Origin of the sequence: Mucilaginibacter terrae (assembly GCF_042679325.1) — a bacterium.
Taxonomy (GTDB): Bacteria; Bacteroidota; Bacteroidia; order Sphingobacteriales; family Sphingobacteriaceae; genus Mucilaginibacter; species Mucilaginibacter terrae.
The window spans coordinates 401,482-416,500 of record NZ_JBHTMJ010000011.1; the positions used below are offsets into that span (position 1 = coordinate 401,482).

Annotated in this window: 16 protein-coding genes; 12 read left to right on the top strand and 4 right to left on the bottom strand. The window is 41.9% G+C overall.

The window, feature by feature from the left end:
- Position 1 precedes the first annotated feature (1 nt).
- The 3 genes from ACFQ3S_RS11385 to ACFQ3S_RS11395 all read right to left on the bottom strand — a co-directional run bounded on the left by ACFQ3S_RS11385 (position 2) and on the right by ACFQ3S_RS11395 (position 2,671).
- Positions 2–466: a DUF4262 domain-containing protein gene (locus tag ACFQ3S_RS11385; protein ID WP_377164433.1), complete on the bottom strand. Its 465-nt coding sequence runs from the start codon at positions 464–466 to the stop codon at positions 2–4.
- A gap of 127 nt (positions 467–593) precedes the next feature.
- Positions 594–1,787 carry an ATP-grasp domain-containing protein gene (locus ACFQ3S_RS11390; RefSeq protein ID WP_377164435.1) on the bottom strand — a complete coding sequence of 398 codons (1,194 nt, stop codon included), beginning with the start codon at positions 1,785–1,787 and terminating at the stop codon, positions 594–596.
- A 176-nt stretch (positions 1,788–1,963) separates the two neighbouring features.
- The gene (locus ACFQ3S_RS11395; protein ID WP_377164437.1) at positions 1,964–2,671 is read right to left on the bottom strand and encodes an esterase family protein; all 708 of its coding nucleotides are present in this window, start codon (positions 2,669–2,671) and stop codon (positions 1,964–1,966) included.
- A 129-nt stretch (positions 2,672–2,800) separates the two neighbouring features.
- On the opposite strand from ACFQ3S_RS11395, the gene ACFQ3S_RS11400 reads away from it, so the two are divergent.
- The 8 genes from ACFQ3S_RS11400 to ACFQ3S_RS11435 all read left to right on the top strand — a co-directional run bounded on the left by ACFQ3S_RS11400 (position 2,801) and on the right by ACFQ3S_RS11435 (position 9,967).
- Positions 2,801–3,607, top strand: coding sequence for an alpha/beta hydrolase (locus ACFQ3S_RS11400; protein ID WP_377164439.1), 807 nt, complete (start codon positions 2,801–2,803; stop codon positions 3,605–3,607).
- Between the two features lie 25 nt (positions 3,608–3,632).
- Positions 3,633–3,935 (top strand): DUF2281 domain-containing protein, encoded by a 303-nt coding sequence (locus ACFQ3S_RS11405; RefSeq protein WP_377164441.1) that lies wholly within the window; start codon positions 3,633–3,635, stop codon positions 3,933–3,935.
- A gap of 2 nt (positions 3,936–3,937) precedes the next feature.
- Positions 3,938–4,324, top strand: coding sequence for a type II toxin-antitoxin system VapC family toxin (locus tag ACFQ3S_RS11410; protein ID WP_377164443.1), 387 nt, complete (start codon positions 3,938–3,940; stop codon positions 4,322–4,324).
- A gap of 84 nt (positions 4,325–4,408) precedes the next feature.
- Positions 4,409–6,223, top strand: a complete 1,815-nt coding sequence (gene typA, locus ACFQ3S_RS11415; RefSeq protein WP_377164445.1) for a translational GTPase TypA — start codon at positions 4,409–4,411, stop codon at positions 6,221–6,223.
- An 83-nt stretch (positions 6,224–6,306) separates the two neighbouring features.
- Positions 6,307–7,623, top strand: a complete 1,317-nt coding sequence (locus tag ACFQ3S_RS11420; RefSeq protein ID WP_377164447.1) for a flippase — start codon at positions 6,307–6,309, stop codon at positions 7,621–7,623.
- A complete protein-coding gene (locus ACFQ3S_RS11425; protein WP_377164449.1) occupies positions 7,620–8,267 on the top strand; it encodes an FkbM family methyltransferase in 648 nt (215 codons plus the stop codon). Before ACFQ3S_RS11420 ends, ACFQ3S_RS11425 begins: the two co-directional genes overlap by 4 nt.
- A gap of 3 nt (positions 8,268–8,270) precedes the next feature.
- Positions 8,271–9,044, top strand: a complete 774-nt coding sequence (locus tag ACFQ3S_RS11430) for a class I SAM-dependent methyltransferase (RefSeq protein WP_377164451.1) — start codon at positions 8,271–8,273, stop codon at positions 9,042–9,044.
- Between the two features lie 14 nt (positions 9,045–9,058).
- On the top strand, positions 9,059–9,967 hold the full coding sequence (locus ACFQ3S_RS11435; protein ID WP_377164454.1) for a sugar transferase: 909 nt from the start codon (positions 9,059–9,061) through the stop codon (positions 9,965–9,967).
- 42 nt (positions 9,968–10,009) lie between these two features.
- Here ACFQ3S_RS11435 and rlmN read toward each other — a convergent pair whose 3' ends face one another.
- Complete coding sequence (gene rlmN / locus ACFQ3S_RS11440) at positions 10,010–11,077, bottom strand: 23S rRNA (adenine(2503)-C(2))-methyltransferase RlmN (protein WP_377164456.1); 1,068 nt, start codon at positions 11,075–11,077, stop codon at positions 10,010–10,012.
- 170 nt (positions 11,078–11,247) lie between these two features.
- On the opposite strand from rlmN, the gene ACFQ3S_RS11445 reads away from it, so the two are divergent.
- The 4 genes from ACFQ3S_RS11445 to dut all read left to right on the top strand — a co-directional run bounded on the left by ACFQ3S_RS11445 (position 11,248) and on the right by dut (position 15,013).
- On the top strand, positions 11,248–12,411 hold the full coding sequence (locus ACFQ3S_RS11445) for an amidohydrolase family protein (protein ID WP_377164459.1): 1,164 nt from the start codon (positions 11,248–11,250) through the stop codon (positions 12,409–12,411).
- Positions 12,412–12,466: 55 nt separating this feature from the next.
- Complete coding sequence (locus ACFQ3S_RS11450) at positions 12,467–12,742, top strand: acylphosphatase (RefSeq protein WP_377164461.1); 276 nt, start codon at positions 12,467–12,469, stop codon at positions 12,740–12,742.
- A gap of 354 nt (positions 12,743–13,096) precedes the next feature.
- Positions 13,097–14,578, top strand: coding sequence for an oligosaccharide flippase family protein (locus ACFQ3S_RS11455; protein WP_377164464.1), 1,482 nt, complete (start codon positions 13,097–13,099; stop codon positions 14,576–14,578).
- Positions 14,579–15,013: a dUTP diphosphatase gene (dut, locus tag ACFQ3S_RS11460; protein ID WP_377164466.1), complete on the top strand. Its 435-nt coding sequence runs from the start codon at positions 14,579–14,581 to the stop codon at positions 15,011–15,013. It abuts the gene before it with no gap.
- The last annotated feature ends 6 nt before the right edge of the window (positions 15,014–15,019 follow it).

The following is a 15,019-nucleotide window of genomic DNA, read 5'->3' on the forward strand; positions in this document are numbered from 1 at the left end:
TTTATTTATTTACTGGTCCTAATATTGGTTGTAAGTATTTAAAAGCATCTGGGCAATTTTCCTCCCATGAAAAAATGCCTTTTGAATTGGGATATAAAAGTTGCAATACAGGAAAGTCATTATTTTTATAATACCAATTGGCGTAACCCAGATAGGATCTATAGTTAGCCTTATCTACCGGAAGGAAATATGTTTGATAATTGTTCAAAATGTCATCTGAAAAAGTAAAGGCATCAAATTGTTTACCATCTTGTATGTCGAGTACAATATTATTTATAATAGTATGTGCTAAATCTTGAGTTAATCCAAGGATTATGATTTCAGGATGCTTGTAAGAATGATACAACCCAACTGAAAAACTAAAGCCGGGTCCTGCATCATCTTCAATAACATGTACAACATGAAAGCCATATTGCTCAATGTCGCTCAATACCTGTTTGTCGGCTTCGTTTAGTTCCTTGTCCATGTTGGTTGTTTATAAAACACTGGCGGCATACCGCCAGTGTTCAGGGGGTTTCATAAACTCATTAAACAGTCTACATTAAATGAGTGAAAATGAAGTTTAATGAAGAAATATCTAATTTTTTGAACTTTTACTTCTTTTTGGTAACCAGTTTTTTCGCTTTTTCCTTGGCAATAGGTTCTTTAGCGACAGCAGGTTCTTTCGCTGCTGCAGGTTTAGCGGCTTTGGTAGCTTTAGTTTCGGCAGTCGGTTGTTTAGCCGCTTTTGGTGCTTTGGCAACCTTAACTACTTCGCTAAGCTGACCCTCATCTGTAATAGGATGGTCTACCTGTGCTACGCTGACATCAGTACCTTTTGTTGCTTTAGCAGCCACCAGGGCTGTTTTACCCACCGATGATGCAACATATTGTCCCCAGGTAAGGTTATCCATATTTGGTTTTTGTGCCTGTGCACGTTCTATAGCGTAGTTGGCTGCGGTTTCAACCACCCAATCAAAGTTTTCCTGGCCTACGCTTTTGATGTCGGCATCGGGGGCGGGGTTGCAAAAGTCTATGGCGTATGGGATGCCATCGCGTATTGCAAATTCTACAGTGTTAAAATCGTAACCTAAATACTGGTTAAGCTTTAATACATAGTCGGTTATGGTGGCCAACAATTCTTTAGATGCCGGGGCCTTGCCATGCTCGTAACGCAGGTGATGCGGGTTACGCGGCTCGTACTGCATAATACGAACATGCTTGCCGCCAATGCAATAGCAACGGAAATAGTCGTCGAAAATAATTTCCTCCTGCAATAACATTACCAGTTGGTGGGTTTGGTCATACTTGGCCCAAAGGTCTTCCTTGTTCTCTATCTTGTAAACATCGCGCCAGCCGCCGCCGTCAAACGGTTTCATGTATGCCGGGAAGCCTACGTAATCAAAAATGCCATCCCAATCCAGCGGGTAAGCCAGGTTACGGAATGAAAGATCTGATGTGCCTGTTGGATGGTCTTTGGAGGGCAACAAAACCGTTTTTGGTACCGGGATGCCTAATTTTACGGCTAATGCATTATTAAAAAACTTTTCATCGGCACTCCACCAAAAGGGGTTATTGATTACTGCTGTGCCCGATATGGCAGCATTTTTTAAAGCTGCGCGATAAAAAGGTACATCCTGCGATATGCGGTCAACAATAACGGCATAATTCAATGGTTCGCCCTGTATTACCTTATCAATGCGCACAAATTCGGCCGTAATATCTTTTACTTTTTTCTCGTTAATGCGGTTTACAAAGGCCTGCGGAAACGTGTTTTCCTGCCCAAATAAGATGCCTATTTTTTTCATGGGGTAGTGGTTATAGTGTTATTAGTTGTTGTGCTCTGTTGTGCTCTGTTGTGCTCTGTTGTGCTCTGTTGTGTGAGGTCAGTTATCTGTATTTTCGGTTGTCTGGTCCTCGTCTTTACTCTATATTCTTGATTCTATACTCTTGTCTCTTATTTCTCGGCTCTTGTCTTTATCCCTTATTTAATCGTGGATAAATAATGCGGAAACATTTCTTTCCAGATTGGCCAATCATGCCTGGCATACGGCCTTACATCTAACCAATGATTAATATGTTTTTGATTTAAAATGTTTGACAATTGATGGTTATAACCTCTACAAATATCGTGCTCTGAAGTGCCTAACACAATGTTCATGTGCCATAGGTTGGGATTGTTGCTGCCAGGCAGGTAGTCTACCGGATTGTTATAAAAGATATTATCGTCGTAATAACCATCGGCAAACATTTTAATGTCGAAAGCGCCGCCCATGCTAAACAGGTGAGCTACCCGTTCGGGGTGTTTAAAGGCGTAATTGGCTGCATGGTAGCCGCCAAAGCTACAGCCTGCCATGGCTACCTTGCCCACGCCGGTTTCGTGCATAGCCCAGGGAACTACTTCGTCGTGCAGCATCCGGTCGTAAGCCATGTGGGTGCGTACCCTATCGGCCGGGTGAATGCCTTTGTTATACCAGCTTTGTGTGTCGATAGCATCGATACAGTAGATCTTAACCAGGCCATTATCTATAAACCAGCGTGCGCTATCAATAAGGCCGGCATCTTTATTTTGATAATAGCGGCCCATGGAGGTTGGAAACAGGATAACCGGATAGCCTCGAGTGCCATAAACCAGCATTTCCATGTCTCTGCTCAGGCTGTGGGAGTAAAAACGGTGATATTGTTCAGTCAAATTAGTCAGTTATATAGTTTGATAAGGGTAAGATAGCCGGTTTGTTTGATTTAGGCAACATTAAGGGCAATAATTGTGTATAAGTAGTAAAAGGACGTACTTTTGGACCTCTTATTAACTGAACATTAAATGCACACTGCCTGGCCCGAAACCGCTATGCCCGTTATAGAAAGCACAATCAATATTATATCGGCTTTGCTTAACCGCGAAGTTACATACACTATATATTTACCCGAAAGCACAACGCCTCAAAGCTTATTGTTATTGAACGACGGACAAGATGCCGAAGCCTTACAATTAAAAGCTACGCTCGAGCAGCAGTACGAGCGCTACGGCATCGACGCTTTAATGGTGGTAGCCATACATGCTGGCGAAGAACGCATACAGGAATATGGCGTAGCGGGCAAGCCCGACTTTAAACAGCGTGGTGACAAGGCCGGTTTGTACAGCCAGTTTATAACAGAAGAATTATTGCCGGCCGTTTATAAAGAGACAGGTTTTTCCAGTTTTAAAACTACGGCTTACGCAGGTTTTTCATTAGGAGGATTATCGGCGCTGGATATTGCCTGGAACCATTCGGGGATTTTCGATAAAGTAGGCATATTTTCCGGTTCGTTTTGGTGGAGAAGTAAGGATTTGACCGATGGTTATACCGATGCTGACCGTATTGCACACCGTTTAATTAGCGAGAGTGTAAGTAAGCCTGATCTGAAATTCTGGCTGCAAACCGGCACTGCCGATGAAACGGCCGATCGTAACAAGAACGGCATCATCGATTCGATTGATGATGCTGTTGACTTTATTAAAGAACTGGAAGCTAAAGGCTACACCCGCCCGGCCGATATACAATATTTGGAAATGGTAGGTGGTGAACATAACCCGGCTACCTGGGCCAAGGCCATGCCTAAGTTTTTGTGCTGGGCTTTTGGTAGTTAGGTGCGGTTTTTGTAAATTAGCAAATATGAAACAGGTTACATTAGAAAAGAAAATAGCAATGCTGCCAACTTCATTACGGTTAAAGGCCGAAGGATATGTAGATGCTTTGTTAAATCAAAATAATATCAATGTAACTGTGGTCGATAAAGTCCTCCAAACTTATTTACCTGTCGATAGTAATACTGGAGTTTTTTCTGTCAAAGAACCCGATCATGCGTTCAAGCAAAAAAACAAAATGAAGCGAGAGTTTGGTGGACTTAAAGGTTTTGTAACCTATATGGCCGATGATTTTGATGCTCCTATGGATGATTTCAAAGCTTACATGTAAGCATGCAATTTTTGATTGATACACATGTTTTAATTTGGTATTTGGATGGAAGTGAAAAACTTCCTGATAGGATACGTAATATAATAAATGATACTGATAATGATATAATAGTTAGCATAGTGTCTTTATGGGAAGTAGTGATTAAAACCAGTAAGCATAAGAGATTATCTATTGATATAACATTTGCTGATGTGTATAATCATATCGTTGATAGAGATTACTTATTGCTTAATGTTTCATTACAACATCTGAATACGTTAGAAACCCTTACTCTTCACCACGGCGATCCATTTGATCGCATGCTTATTGCACAAGCACTTACCGAAGGTCTAACCATCATTTCGGCCGACCGGCAGTTCGATGCGTATCCCGCAAACGTTAGCTGGTAATAATCAACTAATTGTAAAAAGCAAACAACCCTTTAAAAAGCCAGTTATTAAGCGTATCTTTGCGCAAAATTAGCGGCATATTTCATGCAAAATCAAATTCGTAATATTGCTATTATAGCACACGTTGACCACGGTAAAACCACTTTGGTTGACAAAATTCTTCATAGCTGCGCCATTTTCCGCGATAATCAGGAAACAGGCGAGCTGATATTGGACAATAATGACCTGGAGCGTGAGCGAGGTATTACCATCGTATCTAAAAACGTATCAGTTCAATATAAAGGCATTAAAATTAACATTATCGATACTCCTGGTCACGCCGATTTTGGCGGTGAGGTTGAGCGTGTGTTAAAAATGGCCGATGGTGTATTGTTGTTATGTGATGCCTTTGAAGGCGCCATGCCTCAAACCCGTTTTGTAACTCAAAAGGCTTTGGCTTTAGGCTTAAAACCAATTGTGGTTGTAAACAAGGTAGATAAAGAAAACTGCCGCCCCGAAGAGGTTTACGAGCAAATTTTTGAATTGTTCTTCAACTTAGAGGCTACCGAAGATCAACTGGATTTTCCGGTTATTTACGGTTCATCTAAACAAGGTTGGATGAGCACCGACTATAAAGTTAAAACCGAAGACATTTTCCCTTTAATGGATGCTATCCTGGCTAACATTCCACCGGCTCCTATAAGCGAAGGTACTTTGCAAATGCAGATCACCTCGTTAGATTATTCATCTTTCGTAGGTCGTATTGCAGTGGGTCGTGTTGCACGTGGTACTATTAAAGAAAACCAGCCGGTATCTTTAGTAAAACGCGATGGTACTATCCAAAAATCAAGAATTAAAGAGCTTTATACTTTCGAAGGTTTAGGTAAAGTTAAAGTTCAACAAGTAAACTCTGGTGATATTTGTGCTGTTGTAGGTATCGAAGGTTTTGATATTGGCGATACCATTGCCGATTTTGATAAACCGGAACAACTGGAAGTTATTCATATTGATGAGCCTACTATGAACATGCTGTTCACCATTAACACTTCACCGTTTTTTGGTAAAGAAGGCAAGTTTGTAACATCACGCCACCTGCGCGATCGTTTATATAAAGAGATGGAGAAAAACCTGGCCCTGAAAATCGTGGAAACCGAATCTCCTGATTCGTACCTGGTTTACGGTCGTGGTATCCTTCACTTATCGGTACTGATCGAAACTATGCGTCGTGAAGGTTATGAGTTACAGGTTGGCCAGCCACAGGTAATTGTTAAAGAAATTGACGGTGCCAAATGTGAGCCAATTGAGGTTTTAACGGTTGATGTACCTGGAGAAGTTGCCGGTAAGGTAATTGAACTGGTAACCCAACGTAAAGGCGATTTGTTGGTAATGGAGCCTAAAGGCGATTTGCAACATTTAGAATTTGAAATACCAGCCCGCGGTATCATCGGTTTACGTAACAACGTATTAACCGCTACCGGTGGCGAGGCTATTATGGCTCACCGCTTTAAAGCTTACGAGCCTTGGAAAGGTACTATCCCTGGCCGTGCAAACGGTGTGTTGGTATCTATGGATACCGGTAAAACTACTGCTTTCGCTATTGATAAGTTGCAAGACCGTGGTCGTTTCCACATCGATCCGGGGGTTGATATTTACGAAGGTCAGATTTTGGGTGAGCACATCCGCGATAACGATTTGGTTATTAACTTAACTAAAGGTAAGCAGTTAACCAACATGCGTGCATCTGGTAGTGATACCAACGTGCGTATATCACCTGCTATTAAGTTTTCGTTAGAAGAATCGATGGAGTACATCCAGGCCGACGAGTACATTGAGGTAACTCCTCAAAGCATCCGTATGCGTAAGATCTATCTTAACGAAAACGAAAGAAAGATTAATGCTAAAAAGTTTGTGAACCAATAAGCTGATCTAACTTTATTATAACCAAGAGCCCTCTGTAAAAATTACAAAGGGCTCTTTGCTTTTTTATACCTTTGTACCCCAATATGCGCATACCCAATATTCCCGGATTTGACCAGCAGGCCCTTGAAAAGTATTTCAAAAATACGGGGATGTTGTTTGCGGGACGTATTGGCAGCCTGCTTATTAAAATGATGGTAGGCATACAGGTTGCCAATTACCTGGGCCGGGAGAGCAACGGCATTATTACGGGCGGTACGGTTTATATCTATTTCTTCTCTGCTGTGGCAACCCTGGGGCTCGATCAGTTTATAGTAAAAGAACTTCACCAATACCCCGAAAACCGCGATGCCATTTTGGGTACCTCCTTTTGGCTCAAAGTATTATCGGGCATCATTTGCATCCCGTTAATTTATGGGGCGTATATGATATACCCGGCCAAGGCCACGCCTTATAGCTACGTTTTCATTCTGTCGTTTATTGGCATTGCGCAGGCGTTTAACGTTATCGATAGTTATTTTCAATCGCAGGTACAATCCAAATACATTATGCAGGTACAGGTGGCGGGTAACCTGTTATCGGCCGGTGTAAAAATGACTTTGATATACCAACAAATGCCGCTGGTGTATTTTGCTTATGCTTTTTTGTTTGATGTGGTGCTGCTGAGTACCGGGTACTTTTTTACCTACCAGCGCAAGCAACGCAGTGTTTTTAACTGGAATTTTAACGGCATGCTTGCCCGCAAACTGCTTACTTATTCGTGGCCGTTAATTATATCGGGCATAATGGTGGCCCTGTATATGAAAATTGACCAGTTGATGTTGCAAAATATGGTAGGCGTTAAAGAGGCGGGAGCATACGCCACAGTAGCGCAATTGAGCGAAGCCTGGAACTTTGTGCCGGCCATCATCGTGTCGTCGCTTTTCCCCGCTATATTAAATGCCCGTAGGGACGACCCGGTACGTTACAAAAAGCGCATCCAGCATTTGTATGATTTGATGGTGTACCTGAGCGTACCGGCAGCTTTAATCATTAGCTTCGCATCGCCCTTAATTTATAAATTATATAAGCCCGAATATGCTTATGCTGCGCCGGTGTTATCGGTACATATCTGGTCGGGCGTGTTCGTGTTTTTAGGAGCGGCCAGCGGCCAATACCTCATTGCCGAAAACCTGAACAAGCTTACCTTTTTGCGTACCGGTTTCGGCGCTATTATAAACATTGTGCTCAATTTAATTTTAATCCCTAAAATGGGGATGATGGGATCTGCCATTGCCACTTTAATAGCTTATGCCAGTGCCGCGTTTATAATATTGGCTATTCCTAAAGTAAATAAGCAAGGAATAATGATGTTAAAATCTTTATTCTTATTTTCACTTTTTCAAAAAGCATTCAACCGTTGAGCAATATTTCGTTACTTATAGATCTGATTAAGCAACCCGAAAGGCTGCGTTCGCTACTTTCTTTCAACAGCAAAGGCTACCTGGATACTATTGGCTGGTTCAAGGCTTTCGATAGTAAGTCTCCCATAGATGAAAAAGAGAACCCAATACCCTGGGTAACATATTCATTTATAGATTTTATTAAGGACAGGTTGCGCCCCGAACATGCCGTGTTTGAATTTGGATCGGGTAACTCTACCATATTTTATGCGCAGCGTACGGGTATAGTGGTATCGGTGGAACACGATAAAGAATGGTTTGCTAAAATAAGCGCTACCAAGCCCGAAAATGCCGAAATGATATTTTGCGAACTGGAACGCGACGGTGACTACTGCCGTATGCCGGTTAAACTGGGTGAAGAGTTCGATATTATAATTGTAGATGGACGTGATAGGGTAAATTGCTGTATACAGGCTGTAGAAGCACTTTCGGCCAATGGTGTGATTGTGCTGGACGATTCGGAAAGGCCTGGCTACCGTGACGGGATTAATTACCTGCTGGATAAAGGCTTCAGGCAAATTCCTTTCAGCGGTATATCTCCGGGATTGTTCTACTACAAAACCACCACTGTATTTTACAAGGCCGATAATTGCTTAGGAATTTAACCCATGGCCGACGAAAAATTGAGCGGCAATGTTAAAACCGCTTACGACGAATTTTATAAAACACACGATGAGGCCTGGCGCATGCTGGGTGCCAAATACAAAGCGCAACATATTGTAGAAGTTTGCAAAGGCCGCACTTTTAGCAAGGTACTGGAAGTGGGTGCAGGCGATGGCAGTATTTTAAAGATGCTGGCCGAACAAAACTTTGCGCCCGAATACCATGCCGTTGAAATTTCGGATAGCGGGGTAAACTACATTAAATCGCGCAGTATCAAAGACCTAAAATCGGTGCAGATTTTTGATGGTTACCAGTTGCCTTTCGGCGACGATAGTTTTGATCTCATCATCCTTTCGCATGTATTAGAGCATGTGGAGCACGAACGCCTGTTGCTGCGCGAACTGAAACGTGTAGGTAAAATGTGTGTGATAGAGGTGCCGCGCGATTATAAAGCGAATGTTGACCATCGCATTAAGCATTTCCTGGCTTACGGACACATCAACGTGTACACGCCAACCTCTTTACGTTACCTGCTGCGCACAGAGGGCTTTGAAGTAGTGAGCGATTTGACTTCTATGATAGAACCTGAAGTAACCAAGTTTAACAGCTATATTAATCAAAAGAAAGCGAAAAGTTTGTTGACTGACCTAAAGATAACTGCTGAGTATGCGGTTAAGAATATCTTAGGCAGCATAATGGGTAAAAAGAAACAAGAGCAACTGGCCAACGCTTACACGGTATTGTGCAGCAAAACCAACCAGCAAACCGATATTTTTTAATCCTGTTTAACAGCATGCAAAATTTGGCGCCTATAGCTCTGTTTGTTTACAACCGGCCCGATCACATGCGCCGCACGCTCAGTTATTTGCAAAAAAACGAACTGGCGGCTGAGTCGTGTTTGTTTATATTTTCGGATGGTGCCAAAACCGGGCCCGATGAGGCCAAAATAGCAGAGATCAGGCAACAGGCTAAACTGGTGACCGGCTTTAAATTGGTAAAGGTTATTGAGCGCAAAGTTAACGTAGGCTTAGCCAATTCCATTATCAGTGGGGTTACACAACTGGTAAATGAATATGGTAAAGTGATAGTGTTTGAAGATGATCTGCTTTCGTCACCCTACACGCTCGAATATTTTAATGAGGCCTTAGGTCGTTACGCTAATCAGCCCGAAGTAATGCACATAGGCGCTTACATGTATGATTTAAAAACGCCGGGATTGCCGCAAACCTTTTTCTACCGTGCGGCCACCAGTTGGGGATGGGCTACCTGGGCACGTGCCTGGAAAAACTTTGAACCAGATATTGACGTGCTGATGCCACAGTTCGATAAGCGTAAAATTCACGAGTTTTCAATAGAAGGCACCATGAACTTCTGGAAGCAGATGCAGCAGTTTAAATCAGGGAAAAATAACTCCTGGGCTATTCGCTGGTATGCGTCTATCTTTCTTAAAAATGGTTTAACCCTAAACCCGGCAAAATCGCTGATACAAAACATTGGTCACGATGGCAGCGGCAGGCATTCTAATTTGGAAAATACTTATGATGTACAAATAGCCTGTGAGCCGGTAAAGGATTTTCCAACTGTGTTGCAGGAAAACATGCAAGCTTACAAAGCCATTCAGCAATTCCTCAAATACCGTAAAGGTACTTTATGGCAAAGAGGTATTAGGTTCCTGATCCAGATCAAGGAAAAGCACTTTTAGAGATTACGAAGTTCGAATGTTCAATTTCGAATCTGTATGTCCTTACTCTACTAAGGCAGCGGCCTGATCTTTAACCGCTAACTGACCGCAAGCGGCATCAATATCTTTACCACGACTGCGGCGCACATTGGTAATTACGCCCTGTTTGCGCAGGTAAGCCGCAAAAGCTTCTATTTTATCTTCACCAGCATTGGTAAAATCAGCAAAAGATATGGGGTTGTATTCAATTATGTTAACCTTGCAAGGAATGTGCTTGCAAAACTTAGCCAGTTCAACGGCATCCTGCAACTCATCGTTAAAGTTATTAAACACAATATACTCGTAAGTAACCGAGCTTTTAGTTTTGCTGTAAAAATATTTCAAAGCTTCGGCCAGGGCCTTTAATGAGTTTTGCTCGTTTATAGGCATTATTTCGTTACGCTTAATATCATTTGCAGCGTGCAGGGATAAAGCCAGGTTAAACCTCACTTCATCATCGCCTAATTTTTTAATCATTTTGGCAATACCCGCTGTAGATACGGTAATACGTTTGGCGGCCATGCCCAGGCCGTCTTCGGCGGTAATGCGCTCTATCGACTTTAATACGTTAGCATAATTAAGCAGGGGTTCGCCCATGCCCATATACACAATGTTGGTAAGCGGAATACCGTAATTTTGTTGTGCCTGCTGGCTCAGCAGTACAACCTGGTCGTAAATTTCATCGGGGTTCAGGTTACGTTTACGGTCCATATAACCGGTAGCGCAAAACTTACAGGTAAGGCTGCAACCCACTTGCGAGGATACACAGGCCGTCATACGCTCACTTGTAGGAATTAAAACACCCTCAATTAAATGCGTATCGTGCAACTTAAAAGAATTTTTTATAGTTTTATCCGCACTATACTGCGAGTTATTTATTGTTACGTTATTAATAGTAAATTTATCTTCGAGTTTGGTACGGAGTTCTTTTGAAATATTACTCATGTTCTCAAATGAAATACATGATTTTTGCCACAACCATTCATACACCTGTTTTGCTCTAAAGCTTTTTTCGCCCAAAGTAATAAAGTGTTGTTGCAGAGCTTCTAAGCTCAGGCTGCGGATATCAATCTTACTATTATTTGCGTTCACATTACAAATATAACTAAAAAATTGCCGGCTCTAATTGCGGCCGCGTTTTTGAAATGTAAAATTAAAAAACAACAACTAAAAGTTAATTGTAGTAAATAGTCATTGAAATATGATACCATAAAAGTGGTTTAAGATGAGTGTGGGTGATTGATACGATAAATTTCATTTAAATGAAAAGTTTTAGAGCCGATTACGTTTTTCCTATAATTGCCGATCCGATAAAAAATGGAATTGTTACCATTGACGATGACGGTAAAATTGTATCAGTAAGCGCTTTTGCACAACCCAATATTGAGGTTGAACAACTCAATGGTGTTATTTGCCCGGGATTTGTAAATACCCATTGCCATGTAGAACTTTCGCACTTACATAAGCAAACCCAACAGGGTATAGGTTTAGTAGATTTTATTACTGCCGTACAGCAATTGCGTAATAGCGATGATGCTGCCATAACCGATGCCGCCACCCGTGCCGATCAGCAGATGTACGATAATGGTATAGTTGCCGTTGGCGATATAGCAAACAGTGCAAATAGCCTGCACGTAAAAAAGAACAGCAAGCTGTTCTACCATACATTTATAGAGGTGTTCAGTTTTTTACCCGAACGGGCCGAACAGGCATTTGAGAGTGCGCTCGAACTGGTTAAACAGTTTAAGCCTTTGTCGGCATCGCTTACGCCGCATGCGCCATATTCGGTTTCTAAAGACTTATTCAAGCTCATTAAAAATTACAGCGATGCCAACCATAACTTGTTGAGCATGCATAACCAGGAGTGTGAGGACGAGAATAAGTTTTACCGTTACAAAAACGGAAAATTTATAGAAATGTACGAAACCTTTGGCTTAGATATCAGCTATTTTAAACCCCAGGCCCGTAACTCCATACAATCGGTTATCCCTTTACTAAGCAATAAGCAAAAATTTTTGCTGGTTCATAATACCTGTACCAATTTAAAAGACATTTACTTTGTTAAACGTTTTGACCGTGAAATTAACTGGTGTTTTTGCCCTAATGCCAATTTGTACATCGAAGGCCGGTTGCCCAAAGTTGATCTGTTTTTAGACGAAGGCTTCAACATCACCTTGGGTACCGATAGCCTGGCCTCAAACGATAAGCTTTGTATTTTAAGTGAAATGCGTACCCTGCAGCAAAACTTCCCGGCTTTAACTATTAACAAGCTACTGGAATGGGGAACCATTAACGGTGCGAAATTTTTAGGTATTGATGACGAGGTAGGTACGCTGGAACCTGGTAAAAAGCCAGGTTTGAATTTGCTGACCGGGTTAGACGGTTTTAAAATTACGGCCGATACCCAGGTAAAACGTTTACTTTAATCTCTTCTTAATTATATCATAAGCCGTATAATTGCATTTGATAATAACAGGCTAAATGATCAAGCATTTAAATATAACCGTACAAGGCAAGGTGCAGGGTGTATCGTATCGGGTAACTACTAAAGCCGTAGCCGATCAGTTGGGCGTGCGCGGTTTTATCAGGAACGAAGCTAACGGCGATGTGTACATAGAAGCTGAAGCCGAACAATCCCTCATGGAATTGTTTATGGAATGGTGCGAAGATGGCCCAGATCCGGCCCGCGTAACCGCCGTTACCACCACCGAGGGTGAAATTAAAAACTATCGTAACTTTGAAGTAGTAAAGAAGTAGGGGGAGAAGAGAGTCAAGAGTACAGAGTCAAGACGTAAAAGAGCGGGGGCGCGAGGAACGAAGCCAATCCATGCGATTGAACCATTTACTTATAATAGAAGCGGATACCGGCTAATGTCATTAAGTTAAGAATGATTAATGTGTAATAATATAGAATAATGAACTTCGAATGTCCAATATCAACTTTTACTTCATTATTGGATATTCAACATTTAATGTTCGATATTTATCTCCTTAACTTAACGACATTGGGCTAAGGCCTGCAAGCGTATGAGCAGATAGCCCGGCCCGAAAGGGAACACCTTCAATTTCATCGGTGTAATCAATATTAAGATCAGTAAATTATAGTCAAACTTGTCAACTGCTAAAAAATTTGCCGGGCAAACGGCGGTGTACGGTTTAACTACGGTAGCCGGCCGTACGTTAAACTTTTTTTTAACCTCATTATATACCCGGGCGTATGCACCCAATGTGTATGCCATATTCGGTAACATGTTTGCCTGGGCATCTATGCTTAACGCATTTTTAGCGTTTGGTATGGAAACCACCTATTTCAGGTACCTAAACAAGCATGCCGATAATAAGCAGCAGGTTTATAACAATTCGTTTGGTGCGGTATTCATGATCACCGTTCTGTTTTTGCTGGCTACACTTCCTTTTGTTGCTCCCATAACCAACTGGATTAGGATAGATGAGCAAACCACGGCTCATGATTATATGAATTACACCCGGTTATTTATAGCTATACTGGTAATTGATGCCTGGTGTGTTATTCCGTTTGCCAAGCTTCGTGCCGAGGGCAGGCCGGGCCGCTATGGTGTGTTAAAGCTGGTCAACATCTTTACGTTCATAGGGCTCAACCTTATATTTATTATTGTACTGCCCTATATAATCAGCCATCAATTACCGGGTGCGGCATGGCTGCAAAGCTGGTTTAGGCCAGGATGGTTAGGTTACGTTTTTTTATCGAACCTTGTTGCCAGCTTTATTACCTTTTTAATGCTGCTGCCCGAGCTGCTGAAAATAAAGCCAAATTTTGATAAGCACATGCTTAAAGAAATGCTGCGATACAGTTGGCCGGTTTTAATAGCTAATTTCTCTTTCATCCTGAACGAAAACCTGGATAAATTGTTGATTGCTAAATTGCTTCCCGAAAATATAGGCAGTACGCAATTGGGCATTTACACCGCCTGTGCCAAAATTGCGGTATTTTTAAATTTGTTTGTGCAGGCTTTTAGGTTGGGTGCCGAGCCGTTTTTTTTTAGTCAGGCTAAAAAGGAAAATGCTACACATACTTATGCGCAGATCATGAACTACTTTATAATCGCGGTCGCCATTATATTTGTAGGATTGGTAGCTAACATCGAACTGCTGAAATATTTTATAGGGCCATCTTACTGGGCTGGCTTAAACGTGGTGCCATTGCTGCTATTTGGCTATGTAAGTTTAGGTATTTATATGAACTTATCCATTTGGTATAAACTGTCTGATCAAACCAAATACGGGCTTTATATATCGGGCATAGGCGCGGTTTTAACCGTAATTTTAAACGTGTTGTTTATTCCTAAATTCAGTTATATGGCTTCGGCATGGGCATCTTTAGTAGCCTATTCTACCATGATGGTGCTCTCTTACCTGTGGGGACAAAAGAATTATCCTATCCCTTACAATATCAAAAAAAACCTGACGTACATTATAAGTTCAATCATTATCGTATTTTTATCATTCAGCATATTTCACCGCAATTTACTTATTGGCAACAGCCTGCTGGTTTTATTTGCAGGTGCTGCGTTTATGGCTGAACGAAAACAAATACTGGCTATAATTAAAAGATAAATGATCATCCGTATTATCAATAACTCAAAAAATAACCTGCCGGCTTATGAAACCTTACACGCCGCAGGTATGGACCTGCGCGCCGATGTGGAAGGCACCGTGGTGTTAAAACCGATGGAACGTAAGTTGATACCTACCGGCCTGCACATTGAACTGCCCGAAAGTTTTGAGGCGCAGATACGCCCACGCAGTGGTTTAGCGTTTAAGTATGGTATTGGCATTGTAAACTCTCCGGGCACGGTTGATGCCGATTACCGCGGAGAGATCAAAGTGCTGCTCATTAATTTTTCGGATACCGATTTTGAGATTAACGTCGGCGACCGTATAGCCCAGATGGTGGTAACCAAACATGAAAAAGTGGAGTGGGAACAGGTAGAAGTATTGAATGAAACATCGCGCGGTATGGGTGGTTACGGCCATACGGGTATAGTTTAAATAAAA